21 protein-coding genes are annotated in these 18,804 nt (G+C 50.9%); 6 read left to right on the top strand and 15 right to left on the bottom strand.

Translation table 11 applies throughout. The annotated features are described in order from the left end of the window. Positions 1-284 precede the first annotated feature (284 nt). Positions 285-1,457 carry an MFS transporter AraJ gene (gene araJ / locus BZK40_RS19250; RefSeq protein ID WP_079935138.1) on the top strand — a complete coding sequence of 391 codons (1,173 nt, stop codon included), beginning with the start codon at positions 285-287 and terminating at the stop codon, positions 1,455-1,457. Positions 1,458-1,484: 27 nt separating this feature from the next. Here araJ and mak read toward each other — a convergent pair whose 3' ends face one another. Continuing rightward, positions 1,485-2,393, bottom strand: a complete 909-nt coding sequence (gene mak, locus BZK40_RS19245; protein ID WP_057068902.1) for a fructokinase — start codon at positions 2,391-2,393, stop codon at positions 1,485-1,487. A gap of 91 nt (positions 2,394-2,484) precedes the next feature. Here mak and rdgC point away from each other — a divergent pair, with 91 nt between their 5' ends. After that, positions 2,485-3,396, top strand: coding sequence for a recombination-associated protein RdgC (gene rdgC / locus BZK40_RS19240; RefSeq protein ID WP_003021479.1), 912 nt, complete (start codon positions 2,485-2,487; stop codon positions 3,394-3,396). A 50-nt stretch (positions 3,397-3,446) separates the two neighbouring features. Here rdgC and ppnP read toward each other — a convergent pair whose 3' ends face one another. The 5 genes from ppnP to BZK40_RS19215 form a co-directional block, all read right to left on the bottom strand. Then, positions 3,447-3,731, bottom strand: coding sequence for a pyrimidine/purine nucleoside phosphorylase (gene ppnP, locus BZK40_RS19235; protein ID WP_003021477.1), 285 nt, complete (start codon positions 3,729-3,731; stop codon positions 3,447-3,449). A 71-nt stretch (positions 3,732-3,802) separates the two neighbouring features. After that, complete coding sequence (locus BZK40_RS19230) at positions 3,803-4,480, bottom strand: AroM family protein (RefSeq protein ID WP_003830963.1); 678 nt, start codon at positions 4,478-4,480, stop codon at positions 3,803-3,805. 246 nt (positions 4,481-4,726) lie between these two features. After that, positions 4,727-4,918: a protein YaiA gene (gene yaiA / locus BZK40_RS19225; RefSeq protein ID WP_003021472.1), complete on the bottom strand. Its 192-nt coding sequence runs from the start codon at positions 4,916-4,918 to the stop codon at positions 4,727-4,729. Positions 4,919-4,944: 26 nt separating this feature from the next. After that, positions 4,945-5,490, bottom strand: a complete 546-nt coding sequence (aroL, locus tag BZK40_RS19220) for a shikimate kinase AroL (RefSeq protein ID WP_008783910.1) — start codon at positions 5,488-5,490, stop codon at positions 4,945-4,947. 186 nt (positions 5,491-5,676) lie between these two features. Beyond that, positions 5,677-6,132, bottom strand: coding sequence for a YaiI/YqxD family protein (locus tag BZK40_RS19215; RefSeq protein WP_003830959.1), 456 nt, complete (start codon positions 6,130-6,132; stop codon positions 5,677-5,679). A 273-nt stretch (positions 6,133-6,405) separates the two neighbouring features. On the opposite strand from BZK40_RS19215, the gene proC reads away from it, so the two are divergent. After that, a complete protein-coding gene (proC, locus tag BZK40_RS19205; protein ID WP_079935137.1) occupies positions 6,406-7,215 on the top strand; it encodes a pyrroline-5-carboxylate reductase in 810 nt (269 codons plus the stop codon). A 17-nt stretch (positions 7,216-7,232) separates the two neighbouring features. Here proC and adrA read toward each other — a convergent pair whose 3' ends face one another. The 5 genes from adrA to BZK40_RS19180 all read right to left on the bottom strand — a co-directional run bounded on the left by adrA (position 7,233) and on the right by BZK40_RS19180 (position 12,065). After that, entirely contained in the window at positions 7,233-8,348 is a 1,116-nt protein-coding gene (gene adrA, locus BZK40_RS19200) for a diguanylate cyclase AdrA (RefSeq protein ID WP_095533161.1), read from the bottom strand. A 91-nt stretch (positions 8,349-8,439) separates the two neighbouring features. Continuing rightward, a complete protein-coding gene (gene psiF / locus BZK40_RS19195; RefSeq protein WP_003830956.1) occupies positions 8,440-8,760 on the bottom strand; it encodes a phosphate starvation-inducible protein PsiF in 321 nt (106 codons plus the stop codon). Between the two features lie 97 nt (positions 8,761-8,857). Continuing rightward, positions 8,858-10,273, bottom strand: coding sequence for an alkaline phosphatase (gene phoA / locus BZK40_RS19190; RefSeq protein WP_008783904.1), 1,416 nt, complete (start codon positions 10,271-10,273; stop codon positions 8,858-8,860). Positions 10,274-10,377: 104 nt separating this feature from the next. Further along, positions 10,378-10,620, bottom strand: a complete 243-nt coding sequence (locus BZK40_RS19185) for a sigma-S stabilization anti-adapter protein IraP (RefSeq protein ID WP_079935136.1) — start codon at positions 10,618-10,620, stop codon at positions 10,378-10,380. A 248-nt stretch (positions 10,621-10,868) separates the two neighbouring features. Beyond that, complete coding sequence (locus BZK40_RS19180) at positions 10,869-12,065, bottom strand: multidrug efflux MFS transporter (RefSeq protein WP_032942508.1); 1,197 nt, start codon at positions 12,063-12,065, stop codon at positions 10,869-10,871. Positions 12,066-12,366: 301 nt separating this feature from the next. Here BZK40_RS19180 and ddlA point away from each other — a divergent pair, with 301 nt between their 5' ends. After that, the gene (ddlA, locus tag BZK40_RS19175) at positions 12,367-13,461 is read left to right on the top strand and encodes a D-alanine--D-alanine ligase (protein ID WP_079935141.1); all 1,095 of its coding nucleotides are present in this window, start codon (positions 12,367-12,369) and stop codon (positions 13,459-13,461) included. Positions 13,462-13,484: 23 nt separating this feature from the next. Here the strand turns inward: ddlA and BZK40_RS19170 are convergent, their stop codons facing one another. After that, positions 13,485-13,703 carry a DUF2754 domain-containing protein gene (locus tag BZK40_RS19170; RefSeq protein WP_003830949.1) on the bottom strand — a complete coding sequence of 73 codons (219 nt, stop codon included), beginning with the start codon at positions 13,701-13,703 and terminating at the stop codon, positions 13,485-13,487. Positions 13,704-13,967: 264 nt separating this feature from the next. On the opposite strand from BZK40_RS19170, the gene BZK40_RS19165 reads away from it, so the two are divergent. Then, positions 13,968-14,291 carry a DUF2755 family protein gene (locus tag BZK40_RS19165; protein ID WP_032942507.1) on the top strand — a complete coding sequence of 108 codons (324 nt, stop codon included), beginning with the start codon at positions 13,968-13,970 and terminating at the stop codon, positions 14,289-14,291. Here the strand turns inward: BZK40_RS19165 and BZK40_RS19160 are convergent. Continuing rightward, a complete protein-coding gene (locus BZK40_RS19160) occupies positions 14,276-15,379 on the bottom strand; it encodes a DUF1615 domain-containing protein (RefSeq protein ID WP_079935135.1) in 1,104 nt (367 codons plus the stop codon). The genes BZK40_RS19165 and BZK40_RS19160 overlap by 16 nt on opposite strands. Before the next feature lie 15 nt (positions 15,380-15,394). Next, positions 15,395-16,615: a peptide antibiotic transporter SbmA gene (gene sbmA / locus BZK40_RS19155; RefSeq protein WP_003021430.1), complete on the bottom strand. Its 1,221-nt coding sequence runs from the start codon at positions 16,613-16,615 to the stop codon at positions 15,395-15,397. A 384-nt stretch (positions 16,616-16,999) separates the two neighbouring features. Between sbmA and ampH the strand changes: the two genes are divergently transcribed. After that, complete coding sequence (ampH, locus tag BZK40_RS19150) at positions 17,000-18,157, top strand: D-alanyl-D-alanine-carboxypeptidase/endopeptidase AmpH (RefSeq protein WP_079935134.1); 1,158 nt, start codon at positions 17,000-17,002, stop codon at positions 18,155-18,157. A gap of 1 nt (position 18,158) precedes the next feature. On the opposite strand, the gene iprA is transcribed toward ampH, so the two are convergent. Continuing rightward, a complete protein-coding gene (gene iprA / locus BZK40_RS19145; RefSeq protein WP_079935133.1) occupies positions 18,159-18,782 on the bottom strand; it encodes a hydrogen peroxide resistance inhibitor IprA in 624 nt (207 codons plus the stop codon). Positions 18,783-18,804 lie beyond the last annotated feature (22 nt).

Raw genomic sequence — 18,804 nt, 5'->3', positions numbered from 1 at the left:
TAAATAATTTATAGCTATGCGCTTTATATATAAAAAATAAATCACTATTGATTCATATACACTGTGAATGCAATAATCCATTCCCAACCAGAAATCGCCCATCAATAAATTATTATTTTAGTGTATTTTATATATTGAAAAGACTACAATTCCGAGTCCGTATGTTATCGGCATCTAACATGCAAATAATTGCTTTCAAGAATAATTGCAATCGTTCGTTCAGACTTCACAAATATGATAACATTAGCCCTACTTAGCTGTTGTTGCTGTGTATGACAGGTGGTATGAAAAAAGTCATTTTCTCTTTAGCCCTGGGGACGTTTGGGCTGGGCATGGCCGAGTTTGGCATCATGGGTGTACTCACCGAATTGGCGCGGGACGTGGGAATTTCCATTCCTGCCGCAGGCCATATGATTTCGTTTTACGCCTTTGGCGTGGTGCTTGGCGCGCCTATTATTGCACTCTTTTCCAGCCGCTTTTCGCTCAAGCATATTCTGCTGTTTCTGGTCACGCTGTGTGTGATTGGCAACGCCATTTTCACCCTCTCCTCCTCGTATTTTATGCTGACGGTGGGCAGGCTGGTTTCAGGCTTCCCGCACGGCGCGTTTTTTGGCGTTGGCGCAATTATCCTATCGAAGCTCGCCCGCCCGGGAAAAGTCACCGCCGCTGTCGCGGGCATGATTTCGGGTATGACCGTTGCCAATCTGGTTGGCATTCCCGTCGGCACCTGGCTGAGTCAGGAATTTAGCTGGCGCTATACGTTCCTGCTGATTGCCGTCTTTAATATCGCCGTGATGGTCTCGGTCGCTTTTTGGGTGCCCAACATCAGCGATGAAGCAAAAGGAAACCTGCGCGAACAATTTCACTTTTTGAAAAGCCCCGCCCCGTGGCTCATTTTCTCCGCCACCATGTTTGGTAACGCCGGGGTTTTCGCCTGGTTCAGCTATGTCAAACCATACATGATGTTCATCTCCGGTTTTTCCGAAGCGCTGATGACCTTCATCATGATGCTGGTAGGATTAGGAATGGTGTTGGGAAATCTGCTGAGCGGTCGGCTGTCTGGTCGCTATACGCCGCTGCGCATTGCGGTGATAACCGACTTCGTGATTGTGCTGGCTCTGCTGTTGCTCTTTGCCTTTGGCGGGATCAAAGCAGCGTCGCTGACCTTCGCCTTTATTTGCTGCGCGGGCCTGTTTGCCCTGTCGGCACCGCTGCAAATTTTGCTGCTGCAAAATGCTAAAGGAGGGGAGCTGCTGGGTGCGGCTGGCGGGCAAATTGCCTTTAACCTCGGCAGCGCGATTGGCGCCTACAGCGGTGGCATGATGCTGACGCTGGGCTTTGCCTACAACTACGTGACGCTGCCGGCGGCACTGCTGTCGTTTTCTGCGATGTCGTCACTGTTGCTGTACGGTCGCCTGAAGCGCGCAGTACCCCAGATGACACACGCTGCCGGATAGCATCTGCGCTACCCGGCTACGCGAACCTTACTCCTGCGGCCACAGCCAGGCCGCACCGCGTACACCGCTGGAATCCCCGTGTAGCGCCTTGCGTAGAGGCGTTTCGCATTCGCCGCCAAAGACAAACTGCTTAATCAACGTCGGAACGTTTTGATACAGTCGGTCGACATTGCTCATTCCGCCCCCCAGCACAATGACGTCCGGATCGAGAATATTCACCACATGTGCCAGTGATTTCGCCAGACGACGCTCATAGCGGCTCAACGCCTGCTCCGCAAGAGCATCCTGCGCAGTAACAAGACTGATAATTTCATTGCCTTTGAGCTGCTTACCGCTCAGACGCTGGTAGTCGGTGGCAAAGCCAGTCCCGGAAATGAAGGTTTCAATGCAGCCTTGTTTACCGCAATAACAGGGGACTTCCTGTCGGAAACACAGCTCATCTTCGTCCATCCATGGCAGCGGATTATGCCCCCACTCGCCCGCGGTACCGTTACCGCCCGTGTGCGCCCGACCATTCAGTGCCACGCCTGCGCCACATCCAGTGCCGATAATCACCGCAAACACGGTTTGCGCCCCGGCCGCCGCACCATCCACAGCTTCTGAAACCGCCAGACAGTTGGCATCATTTGCCAACCGCACTTCACGATTCAGACGCGAACTCAGGTCTTTGTCAAAAGGTTGTCCGTTAAGCCAGGTCGAGTTGGCATTCTTTACCACCCCGGTGTAGGGCGAGATTGAACCTGGAATGCCCATTCCCACAGTTCCCGTCTGCCCGGTGGCGTTTTCCGCCATCTCCACCAGCGTGGCGATGGTTTCTATCGTTTGCCGATAATCATCACGCGGCGTGGGCAGGCGATGGCGAAAAAGCTGTTCGCCCGCATCGCCAAGCGCAATAACTTCCGTTTTCGTACCGCCCAAATCGATACCTATACGCACTGTTTGCTCCTCTTCCCGATTAACAATGCAAGCATAGCGACAATTCGCTATCATGCCCGCTGGATTTAACGACAAGGCCGTGGAAATTATCATGCTGTGGTTCAAAAATTTAATGGTTTACCGTCTTAGCCGCGATGTTTCTTTGCGAGCCGAAGAGATGGAAAAACAGCTGGCATCAATGACGTTCACCCCTTGCGGTAGCCAGGATATGGCAAAAATGGGCTGGGTTCCGCCGATGGGATCGCACAGCGATGCATTAACGCATACCGCCAATGGCCAAATTATTATCTGCGCCCGCAAAGAAGAAAAAATTCTGCCGTCGCCGGTTATCAAACAGGCGCTGGAAGCCAAAATATTCAAACTGGAAGCTGAGCAAGGTCGCAAACTTAAGAAGACCGAAAAAGACTCGCTGAAAGATGAAGTTCTGCACTCATTACTGCCGCGCGCCTTTAGCCGCTTCAGCCAGACAATGATGTGGATCGATACCGTCAACGATCTGATCATGGTTGATTGTGCGAGCGCGAAAAAAGCCGAAGATACGCTGGCGCTGCTGCGTAAGAGTCTCGGTTCACTGCCGGTCGTTCCGCTGACGATGGAAAACCCTATTGAGCTGACGCTGACCGAATGGGTTCGCTCCGGCACCACGGCGCAGGGCTTCCAACTGCTGGATGAAGCTGAACTGAAAGCGATCCTTGAAGACGGCGGTGTGATCCGTGCGAAAAAACAGGATCTGGTCTGCGACGAAATCGCCGTGCATATCGAAGCGGGCAAACTGGTCACTAAGCTGGCCCTCGACTGGCAGCAGCGCATTCAGTTCGTTATGTGTGACGACGGCTCCATTAAGCGCCTGAAGTTCAGCGACGAGCTGCGCGATCAAAACGAAGATATCGACCGCGAAGATTATGCTCAGCGTTTTGATGCCGATTTCATCCTGATGACAGGTGAACTGGCGGCGCTGATTAAAAGTCTGGTGGAAGGATTAGGCGGCGAAGCGCAACGTTAAGCTGTGTTTAGCGAATGGCGACTCAATATCGCCATTCGTCATTTTTACGATTACAGGTAACGGCAAAGATAGGATGTTGGCTCTGCTACCTGCAGATGAAACTCGCTGTTGCCCGGTACGTTAAACACGTCTCCTGCGGCATACACTTTCCACTCGGTTTCCCCTGGCAGCAGCACGTTCAGTGCGCCACTAACTACCGTCATCTCTTCAGGCGCCGCAGTACCAAAGGTATATTCACCTTCAGCCATCACGCCTACACTGGCGCGACCAGTACTGCTGCTGGTAAAACCGATCGATTTTACTTTGCCGGAAAAGTATTCATTACTTTGAAGCATACAACTGGCCCTATCTCGTGATTAAGTTAGGAACCAATATAGGGGGCTGACGTTCCATCTGTCACGCAAAATTACGCCAGCAATTCCGAAGCCAGTCGGGCAATCAACACATTGGACAGCAGAACCGGGACATCCAGCGACTTTTGCAGTAAATCACGATGACGTTGATGAAACCCCAGGCAGTCCAGCATAAGAACATCAGCACCTTGCTCAAGGAGATATTTCCCGGCATCAATCAGCTGTTGTTCAGAACCTTCTACTGGATTCGCCACGGCGTACACTGGCGGAGTTTGTAACACCTGCCACTTTTGTGTCTGGGCTTTGAGCAATTCAGCAACAGGTACAATGACCCCAACCTGATGCCCTTCGACAATCGAAGCCACTAACGGGGGAATAATGCGTATAGGTTCCAACAAGATACTATTGCGGGCGGTCAGACGGGTAATTGAGGCGGTACTCATCAGCAGGATCACATCAAATCCCTGATTATCGAGAACCTCCACAATGCTTTGCAGCGAGCGTTCCACTTTCTGACGTGAGACATGAGCAAGTTGGTGGTCGCTAAGCAGCGTTAATAACAGCTCGTCACCGGGTGAAGCCCCGTACTCGGCCATCACATCTTCTCGCTGCATCTGCCCCAGCAGACTGTGGTGAGTAATGTGCTGTTCATCAATATATTCCGTCAGGAGCGGTAACATCTCACACATCGGCACAACGCCAATCGTGAGGATAGCCAACGACGTACTCATTTGTTGCTCCACCGTCTTCTTACTTTGCTGTGAAATCCCGGATAAGTGCCGGGCGCTGACCTGTGCTACAAATGCTCAAAAGCGTAGCAGTAGATCGGCGGTGTATTGTGTAAAGATTCCAGATCATTCCAGTACTGGATTGTTATTGTTTAATTTTCAATTTTTACTGTATACGGCGAAATTTAAAATAATGTGATGTACGCCCGGACTGGCACTTTTAAGACTCGTGCCAGAGCGGTCTTCATATCAGGTTTTATCGGGGTCTTCGTAGCGTTTTTTAGCATCCATCGCTTCCTGAGCTGAAGGATGCTCACTGATCAACGAATTCGGTTTAGGGTGGTCGGCACGAAGTTGATACCAGGTTACCGTCTGGCCTGGCGTCCCTTTTTCAACCGTAACAATGGTCGCTTGACGTGGGTAAGGTGGTTGTGTCGGCATAGTTCTTCCTTTTCACTGGATGAACATTAAGTATAGACACCGCCCTGCAACCGTGGCGCTGCCTGCGCCAGTATCCCAAGAATGTCTTCCACTACCTGCGAAGGCGGATTGGTGGCATCAACGATATAGTGCGCAGCCTCACGATACAGAACATCACGCTGGGCGAGCACTTCCTGAACCTCTTCGGTCAACGGTTTGCCGGTTAGAGTCGGTCGTAATCCTTCTTCAGGCGTGGCCTCCAGACGATCAACCAGTACCGATACCGGTGCGCTTAGATAGATAACCACGCCGTGGCTGCGCATGTAATGACGATTAAATTCGGTAAGAATGATACCGCCGCCGGTCGCAACAACCGTGGCAGGAGCGGTGACAGCCTGCAGAGCGGTCGTTTCCTGGGCACGAAACCCTTCCCATCCTTCTCTTTCGACGATTTCCGCCACGGTCATTTGCACGTGCGATTGCAACCAGCGATCGGTATCAACGAACTGGAAATCAATAGCCTTTGCCAGCGCCATACCGGTTGTCGTCTTACCACACCCCCGGGGGCCAACAAGAAAAAGAGGTTGCGTCATCACAGAATTTCCCCAGAGAGCCGCCAACAAGCGGGATCTGATGCGGTTAAAAATATAATCATATCATCAAACTAGTACATCGCCAAAACTGTAAAGAAAAAATTACAGAAAGAATGGCGAGATGAGTTAACCCCTACTATAACAAGAATTCACAATGAATAAAGTGTAAATAATAAATTACAGACCCTATTTTCTACGCTGAACTTCCAGCCACCACTTATCCAGTTCAGCCGCAAAATGCTGTCTGTCGCGGGGCGAAAGGCTGTCCGGCCCCCCGGTCTGGATACCGCTGGCTCGCAGTGTATCCATAAAATCACGCATCATCAGACGCTCGCGGATCGTCGCGTCGGTATAACGTTCGCCACGCGGGTTAAGCGCCGCCGCACCTTTTTCAATTACTTCAGCCGCCAGCGGAATATCTGCCGTTATCACTAAATCACCGGCGCTGCACTGACGCACAATCTCGTTATCAGCCACGTCAAAGCCCGCAGGCACACGTAATGTGCTGATGAAACGCGAAGGCGGGACGCGCAGGCTTTGGTTGGCCACCAAAACAAGCGGCATTTGCATGCGCTCAGAGGCGCGGTACAAAATGTCTTTAATCACATTCGGACACGCATCGGCATCCACCCATATTGTCATAGCTTCTCCCCACTGGTGTGCTGTCGCACATTGTCGCGTGCTTTTACTTTCAGGCAAAGTGCTGTTTCTCCTTCTGAACATATTCATTCCGCGCTAAGCTTAGCTTTCCCAGATTTACCCTAAATAATTCGGGTTGCAGGCAGGCGGCAAGAGAGTGAGTCCCGATGAGCTTACTCTGGTAAGTGATTCGGGTGAGCGAACGCAGCCAACGCACATGCAACTTGAAGTATGACGGGTATAAAACAATGAATATCATCCATAGGGAGTGACAAGATGGACAAGAAAATTGGTTTTATCGGCTGCGGTAATATGGGCAAAGCCATTCTTGGCGGCATGATCGCCAGCGGTCAGGTTCTCCCCGGACAAATCTGGGTCTACACCCCTTCCCCCGATAAGGTCGCCGCGCTACACGACCAGTACGGCATTAATGCGGCGCAGTCTGCACAAGAAGTCGCGCAGATCGCTGATATTGTTTTTGGGGCCGTAAAACCAGGCATCATGATTAAGGTGCTGAGCGAAATTACCTCCAGCCTGAACAAAGATTCCCTTGTCGTCTCGATTGCCGCCGGTGTTACCCTCGATCAACTTGCCCGCGCGCTGGGTCATGACCGTAAAATCATTCGCGCGATGCCAAACACGCCATCGCTGGTGAACGCCGGAATGACCTCCGTCACGCCAAACGCCTTAGTCACGCCGGAAGCTACGGCCGACGTGCTCAATATCTTCCGCTGCTTTGGCGAAGCTGAAGTCATTGCGGAGGCAATGATTCATCCGGTCGTTGGCGTCAGCGGTTCAGCACCGGCCTATGTATTTATGTTTATCGAAGCGATGGCAGATGCCGCCGTTCAGGGGGGAATGCCCCGCGCACAGGCTTATAAATTTGCAGCACAAGCGGTAATGGGTTCGGCGAAGATGGTTCTGGAAACGGGTAAACATCCTGGCGAATTGAAGGATATGGTGTGCTCGCCGGGTGGAACCACCATTGAGGCGGTACGCGTCCTGGAAGAACGCGGTTTCCGTTCATCGGTGATTGAAGCGATGATTAAGTGCATGGAGCAGTCGGAAAAACTCAGCCGCTCCTGAGTTAACACCGCCGGACGTCAGGCCGCCGCTTCAGTGCGGTTACGTCCGGAATTCTTTGCTTTGTAGAGAGCCATATCTGCTGATTTTAACCATTCTCGATAGTGTTCAGTTTCAGACGTCAGCGGCGCAACGCCCACGCTAATGCGCAGGTCAACCTGCGGCGCGCAGGATAAACGCAGTTGGGTAAGCCGTTCGTGAACACGAGACATCGCTGCAATCGCGCTGCTCGCTGACGTGCCACACATGATTACCGCAAACTCATCACCGCCAAAGCGACCAATCACATCGCTACCGCGTAAGGTCATCTGTAACTGGCGGGTCAGTGCAACAATGGCCTGATCCCCGACGTCATGGCCCCAGGTATCATTGATACTCTTAAAATGGTCGATATCGATGATAAGGAGCGTGGCATCACGCTGATGGCGGCGGCAATTATCAAATTCATTCCGCAGCAACAGTTCCCAATGACGTCGGTTATAAACCCCGGTCATCCCATCTCGCGTGCTCATAACCTGTAAGCGACGTTTATGTTCTGCCAGCCTGATGAGCGTCTGGTAACTCACCCAGGCAAACAGCAACGGGTAAACCACTAACACCGGCAGCGACAACAGCACACTCAGTTGCGTACTGCTAAAAGCCACGGGAATATCCGTTAACTGTAACGTCACCAGGCAGGAAACCACCATCAACACGGCGCCTGCGATGAAGACACGCATACCCCCTGCGCCCATCAGGTTGATACAGATAATCATCAACAGCGCCGTGGATGGCAGCAAGTTTATCCCCATAATCCCCATCCACATCCCGGCGAGAATGGCATCGGCTTTTAAGTTGGTATATTCGCTATGCAGTGGATCGATAGCTTTACTTGCCAATTGCCATGCCAGATGCGGCCAGACAAACGCCCATCCCACCAGCAAAAGCCACCAGCCTCCGGTTATTGGCTGAGAAACTAATACCGACGCGATAGGGAAAAACATTCCCCCCAGTCCCACCGCTCGCGGCAGCCTGATTCGTCGGGCAAATCGCAGACCGGAACGTTGGTGGTCATTTTGATGAAGCAATATAAATGCTTCATTCGGGACGACCTTCTTTTGATAAAAGTTTTCATCATTCATCGTATTTGGGAATATTCTGAAACAAATTTCCCAAATTATAGGAAGGGGTCTGGTGGCGGAAGTATGATATTTCGGGTGAGCGATTTTACCTGCTCACCCGGAAGTGCTAAGCAGATTTTTTCAGGCAAGCGCTCATAAACTTATTACGATCATCGCCTTTCAGAGACTGCTCCGTCGCCTTGACGTTGCATTCACGCATTTTCTGCTGCTGCGGCGTCAGGCTCTTTTCCTCAGGCGCAGATTTACTGTTTTTCAGGCAATCACTCATATAGGTCTTACGCGCATCCCCTTTTAAGGTCTGCGCCGTGGCCTGCTGATTGCAGGTGGTCATACGCTGTTGTTGCGGGGTTAACGTCTTCTCGGCAGCACCGACGGTAGTTAAAAAAATAAGGCCAAAGAGTAACGTCATTAATAATGTAATTTTCATAGCACCATCCTTTTCTGAACGACGACACACAGGTAAGTTTGGCTGCTAACGATAAAAATACCACCCGACGGCAAAAGTATTGCCGTCGGGTGTCAGCTTATTTCAGTCCTAACGCGGCTTTCATGGTGTAAAACAGATCGGTTTGATCGGTCAGGCCAACCACATTCGCCGCATGAGGGCCATAGGCTGCAATACGCAGTTGGCTGCCGGTGTGCTCCTGGGACTCTTCTTCAGAGTTGCCATAGCTGATGACCATCACCGCGCCATCTTTAGTGTTCAGCGCCTGCGTTAAACCGGGTGCTTTAGTATCCGGTGCGACAATCTGGCTGGCATGCGCGTGGTCAGCGGTTACCACAACCAGGGTGTTGCCATCTTTCTTCGCAAAGGCAAGTGCACGCTGCACCGCTTCATCCAGATCGACCGTTTCACCAATTTGTCCACACGGGTTAGCGGCGTGATCTTGTTTATCGATCGACGCGCCTTCTACTTGCAGGAAGAAACCTTTCTCATTTTTGCTTAACAGCTCAATCGCTTTATCCGTCATCTGCGCCAGCGTTGGCACGCTGTCGTTACGTTTTGGATTTGGCGTACAGGTCACTACCGGCTTATCCAGGTTGCCGTGATAAGACGCTTTCGGCCCTTCCCAACGCACTGGCATATTACCGTCTGAGAACAGACCCAACAGCGGTTTATCCTGATTCGCTTCGCTAACAGCCGCCAGCGTCGCGGCATCACTCACCATCTGGTAACCACGGGCCTGGGCTTGTTCTCGCAGCGTTTTACCCTGCCACTCACCTGCCGTAGCGGTTTCAGTAAAAGTCTTTGCTCCGCCGCCTAACGTAACATCCGCACGAGCATTCAATAATTGTTCGGTAATTGACCCTTTACCGCCTTTTTCCAGCGCGTTCGTCGGGCATTTTTCAGCCGTCACGCTCGGACCATAGCATTTACGCGAAGTGACATGGGCAACCAGTGCGGCCGGCGTGGCATCCTGCAATTCAGCCGTGGAAACGTTGCCTGTCGCCAGACCTGCCGCTTTGGCCATTTCCAGAATCGTGGTGTGATCTTTTTCATGAATATCCACACCCAGCGCCCCGTTATAGGTCTTCACGCCGGTTGTCCATGCTGTCGCAGATGCTGCTGAATCTGTCACATAATCGGGCTTGCCCGTTTTCTTATCCAACGCATAATGTGTGTATTGTCCGGTCAACGGTAAAGCATCAATACCTTTAAAAAAGCCGCCCGCGCCTTCAGCATAATTTCGCGCTGCCGTTATTTCGGAGTCGCCCATCCCATCGCCAATCAGTAAAATTATATTTTTGGCCGGTTTATCGTTCAGGGATTCGCGCAGAGCTGCCGTTTGATCGGCAGACAATCGGCGAGCGCCACCCGGCGTGGTGATATCTCCCTGAGCAGCACGATTATCCATAACCGCTACAGTAGATGTTTCTGCATTAATAACCGGGGTAAACAGCAAAGGTAACAGGGCAATAGCCAGAGCGCTTTGTTTCACTTTATATTCTCCATGTATAAATACGGTAAAATTAAAACAAAGCGACTATAAGTATTTGATGTGACACTTTTATGATAATTTGTGGTTACCCCACCACAGATGGATCACAACGCTTTTGGTACGCACTCGCCAGCATTATGTATGTTCGTCAGAAACGCGGGCATGCGGTTTCCGCCAGCCAGCGCCCCCTCAATTTGACGAATAAATATTTGCCGATCGTTCCACGCCATATTGCGCAGCATTTCGATGATTACCCGCTCTAACGTTTCGACCTGTGCCGCCAGATCTTGCGATTCTTCTTCTTTTTGCGCGAGCTTAAGTAACAACTCAGTGACGAGGTTTTTCATTTGCCTATTCCCTTAACAAAATATGGGCCACGTTATCATTAAGGCTCACGACTGCCTAGAGGATGAAAGTTGTATTTTTATAAGAAATAAAACGATTTGCGAAAACAATCACAACACAAAATAAGGGAAAATGAGTCCTGAAGCAGAATGATTCAATATAAAAAGGTAAGAAAATTAATAATCACACAAATATATAATACACAATTATGGATTAACAACGCTGACAAGCAGCGTTGTTAATCAGGAACTCAACGAACCCCGCGCCGACGTCGCAACGCGATAGCCAGTTGCCAGATATTGATAAGCACAATGCTTGCTGTAGCAATGAACACCCAACGGAACCCCGCCATTGCCGAAACCGTTGCCCCCATCAATGGCCCTGCGACGTTGCCAAGGTACATAAATGACTGGTTATAGCCAAAGATGCGTCCGGTTATCTGGTCGCTGGAGTATTTCACCAACAGCGTCTGCACCGCCGGCAACATCGCACCATCAGCAAAGCCGAGCAGAAAACGTAGAATTCCCAACTGCAACGGCGTGGTAACCCACGACATGGCAAAAAACAGCACCACCGCGAAGATTAACGTCGCCATTAAAATCCGCTCAGTACCAATACGGTCGCCTAATTTACCAAGTCGGGGCGCGGAAATCAGAGCAGAAATGCCCGGTACTGAGGCTATCAGCCCACTGAGAAAAGCAATATTCGAACTGTCCGGGACCATCGATTTAATAAACAGCGCCAGAATAGGCCCAATTGAGCCGTTACACAGTTGAATCACCATGGTGGTAAAAAACAGGCTGATCACCAACGCTGGATGCGAAAGCGAGGCAAACACGGCCTTCCCACTCAGACGTTCGCTTTTTTTAATCGTCGGGCGAACGCCCTCTTTGATCAAGAACAGTGTGACCAGAAAACTCACCACCAGCAAGGCGGCGGTAATACAGAATACCGCCCGTAAGCCAACATGATCGGCGATAAAACCTCCCATCAGCGGTCCGCCAATGACGCCGCTAATTTGCGCCGTAGAGAGCGTACTCAGCGCCCAGCCGCTGCGCTCGCGTGGAACCTGGGACGCAACCAGCGCCATCGCATTAGGAATATAGCCGGAGGTTAACCCCATCACCCCGCGCAGCAGAAAAAGCTGCCAGACGTTAGTGGCAAATGCCTGTAGCAAAATCGCAATGGCCATCCCCAGTGAGGCCCGCAGCAGCATCAGCTTGCGTCCTTTGCGGTCGGCCAGACTGCCCCACATCGGAGAAACAATGGCTGAAATCAGGAAGGTGACGCTGAACGTTAATCCGGACCACATTGATAGCGCTTCATGCGAGGTCACGCCCAGTTGGGAGATATAGAGTGGTAAAAAAGGCAAGATTTGGCTAATCGCCAGTCCGGTAAAAAAGCACCCGAACCAAACGGAAATAAGGTTAACTCTCCAGGATTCCATAAGGACTCATAACGATAAGTAGCTGAAAACTGCGAGCAGCTTAACAAATTACTTAGCTGAATAAGGATCCACAGGTGCGATAAATCACAGTTTAGGATTTTATCTTCCCGCTCATCATATTTGTGATACAGCTCACATCAAACCCATGTTATAAACAGGGGATTGTGCTTCCCGCGCGATCTGCGTGTATGTCCCCTTCTAATCCCCTGTCATTCGACAAAACAATCTGCCAGAAGCCGAGGAAACCTGCGTTTTGTCGTGGTAATGTATGTGCTTTGCATTCATGGAATGGGTTTTTAAGATGGCAAAGTTGCGGGTAGGAATCGTATTTGGTGGTAAATCAGCGGAACATGAAGTGTCATTGCAATCGGCAAAAAATATTGTCGATGCCATCGACAAGACTCGCTTTGACGTTGTGCTGTTAGGTATTGATAAACAAGGGCAATGGCACGTCAGCGATGCCAGTAACTATCTGCTCAATTCAGACGATCCGGCGCATATTGCGTTGCGGCCTTCTGAAACTAGCCTGGCGCAGGTACCGGGTAAACAAGAGCACCAGTTGATCGATGCACAAAACGGTCAACCACTGCCGACGGTCGATGTTATTTTCCCAATCGTACACGGTACTTTGGGTGAAGATGGCTCTCTGCAGGGCATGCTGCGCGTGGCGAACCTGCCGTTTGTCGGTTCTGATGTGCTGGGTTCTGCTGCCTGTATGGATAAAGACGTGACCAAACGTCTGCTGCGTGATGCCGGGTTAAACATCGCGCCATTTATTACGCTCACTCGCGCGAATCGCAACAGCATCAGCTTTGCCGAAGTGGAATCCCGCCTGGGACTGCCGCTGTTTATAAAACCGGCCAACCAGGGATCGTCCGTTGGCGTCAGTAAAGTAACCAGCGAAGCCCAATACGATCAGGCCGTCGCGCTGGCATTTGAATTCGATCATAAAGTCGTTGTGGAGCAAGGGATCAAAGGTCGCGAGATCGAATGTGCAGTACTGGGCAACGATCATCCGCAGGCCAGTACCTGTGGTGAGATCGTGCTGAACAGCGATTTTTACGCTTACGACACTAAATACATTGACGATAACGGTGCCAAAGTTGTCGTTCCGGCAGCAATTGCGCCAGAGATTAACGATAAGATCCGCGAAATCGCCATTCAGGCCTACCAGACTCTGGGCTGTGCCGGCATGGCGCGCGTTGACGTCTTCTTAACTGCTGAAAACGACGTTGTGATCAATGAGATCAACACGCTGCCTGGCTTTACCAACATCAGTATGTATCCGAAGCTGTGGCAGGCGAGCGGTTTAGGCTATACCGATTTGATCACTCGCCTGATCGAACTGGCGCTGGAACGCCATGCTGCGGATAGCGCGCTGAAAACCAGTATGTAAACCCGTCAGGATGCCTGATAGAGCTATTGGGCATCCTTTGCTTCATCATCTTCAACGCGGCGACGGATGATTAATCCGGCCAGCCAAAAGCTAATCACCCAGGTCACCAGCCCCACCGCATAAGTTTGCCATCCCTGCGCTTCAAAACCTAATAACCCCACCACGCCATTCAGAATAAAGATAAGCCCAATAGCGAAAGCATAGTAGTGCCAGTCTCGGCGGATTTTTACAGGCAGGTTCATAACAGCTCCGGTGGAAATACAACACAGTAAGGCATCCTCGCACATTTCCCCGAGGGCGTCTGTGGCCTGTGCGGAATTTCTTAAATGTAACTCAGTTTAACTTAAGGTTACATAATTGTGACCGCCAACAAAAAACCGAAATCCAGGAATAATCTCTACCTGAAATTACCATCATTCTGATATTGACATTGCCGATCACCTGTCAGACTCACTCTCAGTTCCAGGCATTACGTCAAAAAAAGCAGGTTATTTCCGGAGGTCTTTATGGCTGATTTTACGCTCTCAAAATCCCTGTTTAAGGGCAAGCATCGGGATCCCTCCTCCCTGCCCGGCAACATTGCGTATGCCGTATTTGTGCTGTTTTGCTTCTGGGCGGGTGCACAGATTTTAAATCTGTTGGCCCACGCGCCCGGCATCTATGAAGAACTGATGCAGCTGCAAATGCAGGAGACAGGACGCCCGCGGGTTGAAATCGGTTTAGGCGTCGGTACCCTCTTTGGACTGATCCCCTTCCTGGCCGGAAGCCTGATTCTTGGCGTCATAGCGGCGGTCATGCGCTGGCGTCACCGTCATCATAAAGATGACTGATTCATACACTTCGCCCGACGATCGTCCACCCGTTTAGCAAACCACGCAGTAGTCAGATTACGCGTGATCTTCGGGCTTTCCAGTTGAATGCCCGGCAGCATTTCACGGGGTAACGTTATCCCGGTCTTCGCTTCCGCCAGCTTATAAACCTTTTCGTACAATGCGGTTTTTTCAAAGGCCAGGCTGTCACCTTTTTGCAGTTGACGGCGGATCTCACTCTCGCTCATCCCTAGCTTCCCGGCCAGTTTACGTACCGCCAGCTCCGTTTTGCCCGGCTCACTGCTGCCATAGAGAATCAGATCCCCGTCCATCGCCAGCTTCACTCCGCTGGCTTTACTGACCGCATTCTGGAAAGCTGCATTGCGGCTCGCATACCATCCGGCATTAAAATCGGCGAAGCGGAAGATTGGCGCACTGTAATTCGCCGGGTAGTTGAGCAGATGATACGTACCGAACCATAACCCACCACGGCGGCTAAACACTTCCTGACGTACCGTCCCCGCCATTTTCCACGGATACCCGCTGGTGTGCTGCTCAGCAAACGCGATACTGACCTGCATTGGACCACCGGTATGTACCGGATTAAGCGATCCGAACAATGTCTGCCCCATCGGCACCATGTTGATGAAATCATCAAAGATGGCGCTAAGCTGTTTTTCCGTCTTCACCGTATCCAGACGCTCGCTGTAGCTTTTCCCCGTTGGCGAGTTAATCTTTAGCGCGGTATGCACGACAAACAGCGGGATATGCATGCGTTCTGCGCGACGGTCAATCTCTTTCCAGGCGATTTTGCTTAAACCAGGAACAGCCGGATCGGCCTGGAAGTTTGACTCCTGCTGCGCTACCGCCAGCACCGAACAGATGTTTTCAACCGTCGGTGCCAGCTTCTGGCTTTCAAAGGTCTTTGCCAAATCCTGCGCCCACGCGTCCCGGTCTTTCACGCTGGCGGGCATTTTCTGGCGCACCACGCTCGCCACATCGACGGCTTTCTCCCCCTTTTTTAGCGGCTGCGCAGGTTGGCTACTACATCCCACCAGCACCAGTGCTGCCAGACCAGACAAGGGGTAAAGACGGGAAACCGTCGACATAACATCTCCTTATTATTAACTCAGCGTATGGGTAACTTCCTGAATATCCTGACCATCAAGCTCGCGCTCAAAGCTTCGCAGACGCTTATAAATAGACATCAGTTCTACTAACGTTGTCCAGGAGTTAATCAGATACTGGAACGAGCCGCGCACCTGGCCAAACACGTTAGTGATTTGCGTCATCAGGCCGAGCGTAATCGTACCGGCAACAATCGACGGAAACAGCAGGAACAAGCCGAAAACGTTATCAACCTGCAGGTAAAGAATACGGGCAATATTGAAGTACATATAGTGAAAATAGAGACGGAAGTAGTTTTGCCGTACCGCATGGAACAGTTCACGCACCGTCGGTGGCGTCGCACGGTTGCCATCATCTTCGCCATAGACCAATTCTTTACGATAGGCCGCTTCCACGCGCTGGTTTTTAAACTCCAGCCCGGGAAGCTTTATCCCGACCACGGCCAGTAAACCGGTTCCCATCAGCGACCAGACAATCGCGGCAATCACCAGGCCATAAGGCACATGTCCAACAATCGGCAGGTCAGGAACATGGGCAGAGAGCGTTACCAGTACAGGCAGGAAGGCAATCAGCGTCATAATCGCGTTGATAAAGCTGACGCCCATATCTTCCAGCGTAGAAGCAAAACGCATGGTGTCTTCCTGTACACGCTGTGCTGCGCCTTCGATGTGACGCAAATGCTGCCAGTGCGCCATATAGTGTTCGTTCATCGCGGTACGCCAGCGGAACACATAGTGGCTGACGAAGAAGTTGTTCATCACGCCAATGACTACGGCTATCAGCGCAATACCGAGAAAAATGCCCACTTCATGATAGAACTGCTCAATCTTCACCTTGTGTGGTGCGCTGAGCGCAGTTTGAATCAGGTCATAAAATGGCGCATACCATGCGTTGACGGCGACGCCGACTTCAACCAGAAACCAGGTCACAAAAATAATCAGCGATGTGCCCAGAATAGACCAGTACTGCCAGCGGTGTGGACTGTAGAGAAACCAGAACAGCGCGAACACCCCGACACAAAGAATGTAGTACGCATAAAAAATCAGGTAATCCAACGACCAAAAACGCGCTGCGCTAATAGGTACGTCTCCCGACGCGCCGGTAATATGTGCAACCCAGGCTCCCCCACCTGCTTGCCAGAATACAACGGCGACCAGTGCCCAAATAAATGCCGAAATAAAGAACGGCCCCGGCTTTGGGAAAAAAGACTTAAACATAGTGCTCTCCTGCTAACTTCTTATCGTTATGACGACTGCTGTGCATTTGCCACCGTAGAGTGCGGAGGCCAGACGGCTTACGCCCAAAAACACAAGCTGAAACCGACAATTGTGACCAAAACCGAGGCACTTAGTTCGCACCTCGGTTATGAAGAATTGTTTCTGTGGTTTTCACACTCGACAACGTTCCAGTATGTGCAGATTATCACAGCGTGAGATCACAAAAGCGAACATCCGCAATCCAGGAAACTCCTGTGTTTACTCATCGTTACGTTTTTCCCACTATCATTGGTTGATAAGCGCTTTGCAATACGCCGATGAGTAGTATAAATACGCATACGCACGACATCCTTTTTCACTTTCTCTAACTCATGGACACCACCGTTGAAACGTAGTCTGCTTTTTTCTGCCGCGCTGTGTGCGGCGTCATTGACATCTGTCCAGGCGGCACAGCCTATAACCGATCCGGTCTTCGCCTCTGATATCGTTGATCGTTATGCCGACCATATATTTTACGGCAGTGGTGCTACGGGGATGGCGCTCGTGGTGATTGATGGTAATCAGCGTGTATTTCGCAGTTTTGGTGAAACACGCCCCGGCAATAATGTTCACCCGCAACTGGATTCCGTAATCCGCATTGCCTCAATTACCAAATTAATGACCAGCGAAATGCTGGTGAAATTACTCGATCAGGGCACGGTCAAACTCAACGATCCATTGAGTAAATATGCACCTCCTGGCGCACGCGTACCCACTTATCAAGGAACACCAATTACGCTGGTGAATCTGGCGACACATACCAGCGCACTGCCGCGCGAACAGCCAGGCGGCGCGGCCAAGCGCCCGGTGTTTGTCTGGCCAACCCGCGAGCAGCGCTGGAGCTATCTCTCAACGGCTACGCTTAAAGCCGCACCAGGATCGCAGGCTTCTTATTCCAACCTGGCGTTTGACCTGCTGGCCGATGCGCTGGGTACCGCGTCCGGTAAGCCTTATCCGCAGCTGTTTGAAGAAAAAATCACCCGTCCGCTGGGGATGAAAGACACCACCTTTACGCCATCTCCCGATCAGTGCCGACGCCTGATGGTCGCGGAAAAAGGTGCCAGTCCTTGTAACAATACGCTGGCAGCGATGGGCAGCGGCGGCGTTTATTCAACGCCTGGCGATATGATGCGCTGGATGCAGCAGTATCTTTCTTCTGACTTTTATCATCGTAGCCAGCAGGCCGACCGGATGCAGACGCTGATTTACCAGCGTACGCAGTTAACTAAAGTGGTGGGAATGGACGTTCCAGGCAGAGCCGATGCGCTTGGTTTGGGCTGGGTCTACATGGCGCCGAAGAATGGCAGACCGGGAATTATTCAAAAAACCGGTGGCGGCGGTGGCTTCATTACCTATATGGCGATGATCCCACAGCAAAACGTTGGGGCATTTGTCGTAGTGACGCGCTCTCCGCTGACCCGTTTTACCAATATGAGCGACGGTATCAACGAACTGGTTGCAGAGTTGAGCGGGTACAAGCCACAGGCCATTCCTGCATCCTGATTCAATACTCAAAAGGCAAACGGTTAATGCACACCAGTTTGCCTTTATTCATTTCAATGTAACCGCCTTTACGCAATGCTGCGAGAACCTCAGCGACAACCGAGCGTGAAATTCGTGTGCGTTGGTGAATATAGTTCATAACGCCAATGCGTGAACGAAGGGCATCATCCCATTTCGTCATAGAGATCAATGTCGCGCGGATCTGATCGTAGGAGTTGTTGCCGATCAACTGCAGATCGCGTAATTCAAGCATGGAGTTTTGCCATGCCAACCAACAAAAAGCTTCACGCCAAAGCTGGCACTCTTCAATTATATTAATTGTTTGCGAGGCAGGTAGATGGTATCCCGTACAATCGCTTTCCGTGATTAATCTGTATTGTATATCTGTTTTTATCACACCATCTGAAAGCCCCATAATAAACGGTGCCTGCGCAATACCGACCAGCACATTCTCCCCTCGCCTCAGAGAAATTACACCATTTAAAATGATAAAGGTATCGTCACTGTTTATATCACTGGAATAAATTATTTCTTTATCGTTATCACACTCAAAGTGTTTGCCATATTTTGACAAACATTTATCAAGCTTACCAAATTCCACAAGCGGTTTATTTGCAGACAACATTTGGGCATTCCTTGCAATAAAT

It is taken from the genome of Citrobacter portucalensis (genome assembly GCF_002042885.1).
Taxonomy (GTDB): domain Bacteria; phylum Pseudomonadota; class Gammaproteobacteria; order Enterobacterales; family Enterobacteriaceae; genus Citrobacter; species Citrobacter portucalensis.
The sequence above is the reverse complement of the archived record's forward strand: the minus strand, read 5'-3'. Positions and strand labels throughout refer to the sequence as shown.

Excerpts from the sequence above, each read along its gene's own strand:
- araJ (WP_079935138.1), top strand. The coding sequence starts at position 285 with ATGAAAAAAGTCATTTTCTCTTTAGCCCTGGGGACGTTTGGGCTGGGC.
- rdgC (WP_003021479.1), top strand. The coding sequence starts at position 2,485 with ATGCTGTGGTTCAAAAATTTAATGGTTTACCGTCTTAGCCGCGATGTT.
- ppnP (WP_003021477.1), bottom strand. The coding sequence starts at position 3,731 with ATGCTTCAAAGTAATGAATACTTTTCCGGCAAAGTAAAATCGATCGGT.
- BZK40_RS19230 (WP_003830963.1), bottom strand. The coding sequence starts at position 4,480 with ATGAGTACGTCGTTGGCTATCCTCACGATTGGCGTTGTGCCGATGTGT.
- yaiA (WP_003021472.1), bottom strand. The coding sequence starts at position 4,918 with ATGCCGACACAACCACCTTACCCACGTCAAGCGACCATTGTTACGGTT.
- aroL (WP_008783910.1), bottom strand. The coding sequence starts at position 5,490 with ATGACGCAACCTCTTTTTCTTGTTGGCCCCCGGGGGTGTGGTAAGACG.
- BZK40_RS19215 (WP_003830959.1), bottom strand. The coding sequence starts at position 6,132 with ATGACAATATGGGTGGATGCCGATGCGTGTCCGAATGTGATTAAAGAC.
- proC (WP_079935137.1), top strand. The coding sequence starts at position 6,406 with ATGGACAAGAAAATTGGTTTTATCGGCTGCGGTAATATGGGCAAAGCC.
- psiF (WP_003830956.1), bottom strand. The coding sequence starts at position 8,760 with ATGAAAATTACATTATTAATGACGTTACTCTTTGGCCTTATTTTTTTA.
- BZK40_RS19185 (WP_079935136.1), bottom strand. The coding sequence starts at position 10,620 with ATGAAAAACCTCGTCACTGAGTTGTTACTTAAGCTCGCGCAAAAAGAA.
- BZK40_RS19180 (WP_032942508.1), bottom strand. The coding sequence starts at position 12,065 with ATGGAATCCTGGAGAGTTAACCTTATTTCCGTTTGGTTCGGGTGCTTT.
- ddlA (WP_079935141.1), top strand. The coding sequence starts at position 12,367 with ATGGCAAAGTTGCGGGTAGGAATCGTATTTGGTGGTAAATCAGCGGAA.
- BZK40_RS19170 (WP_003830949.1), bottom strand. The coding sequence starts at position 13,703 with ATGAACCTGCCTGTAAAAATCCGCCGAGACTGGCACTACTATGCTTTC.
- BZK40_RS19165 (WP_032942507.1), top strand. The coding sequence starts at position 13,968 with ATGGCTGATTTTACGCTCTCAAAATCCCTGTTTAAGGGCAAGCATCGG.
- BZK40_RS19160 (WP_079935135.1), bottom strand. The coding sequence starts at position 15,379 with ATGTCGACGGTTTCCCGTCTTTACCCCTTGTCTGGTCTGGCAGCACTG.
- sbmA (WP_003021430.1), bottom strand. The coding sequence starts at position 16,615 with ATGTTTAAGTCTTTTTTCCCAAAGCCGGGGCCGTTCTTTATTTCGGCA.
- iprA (WP_079935133.1), bottom strand. The coding sequence starts at position 18,782 with ATGTTGTCTGCAAATAAACCGCTTGTGGAATTTGGTAAGCTTGATAAA.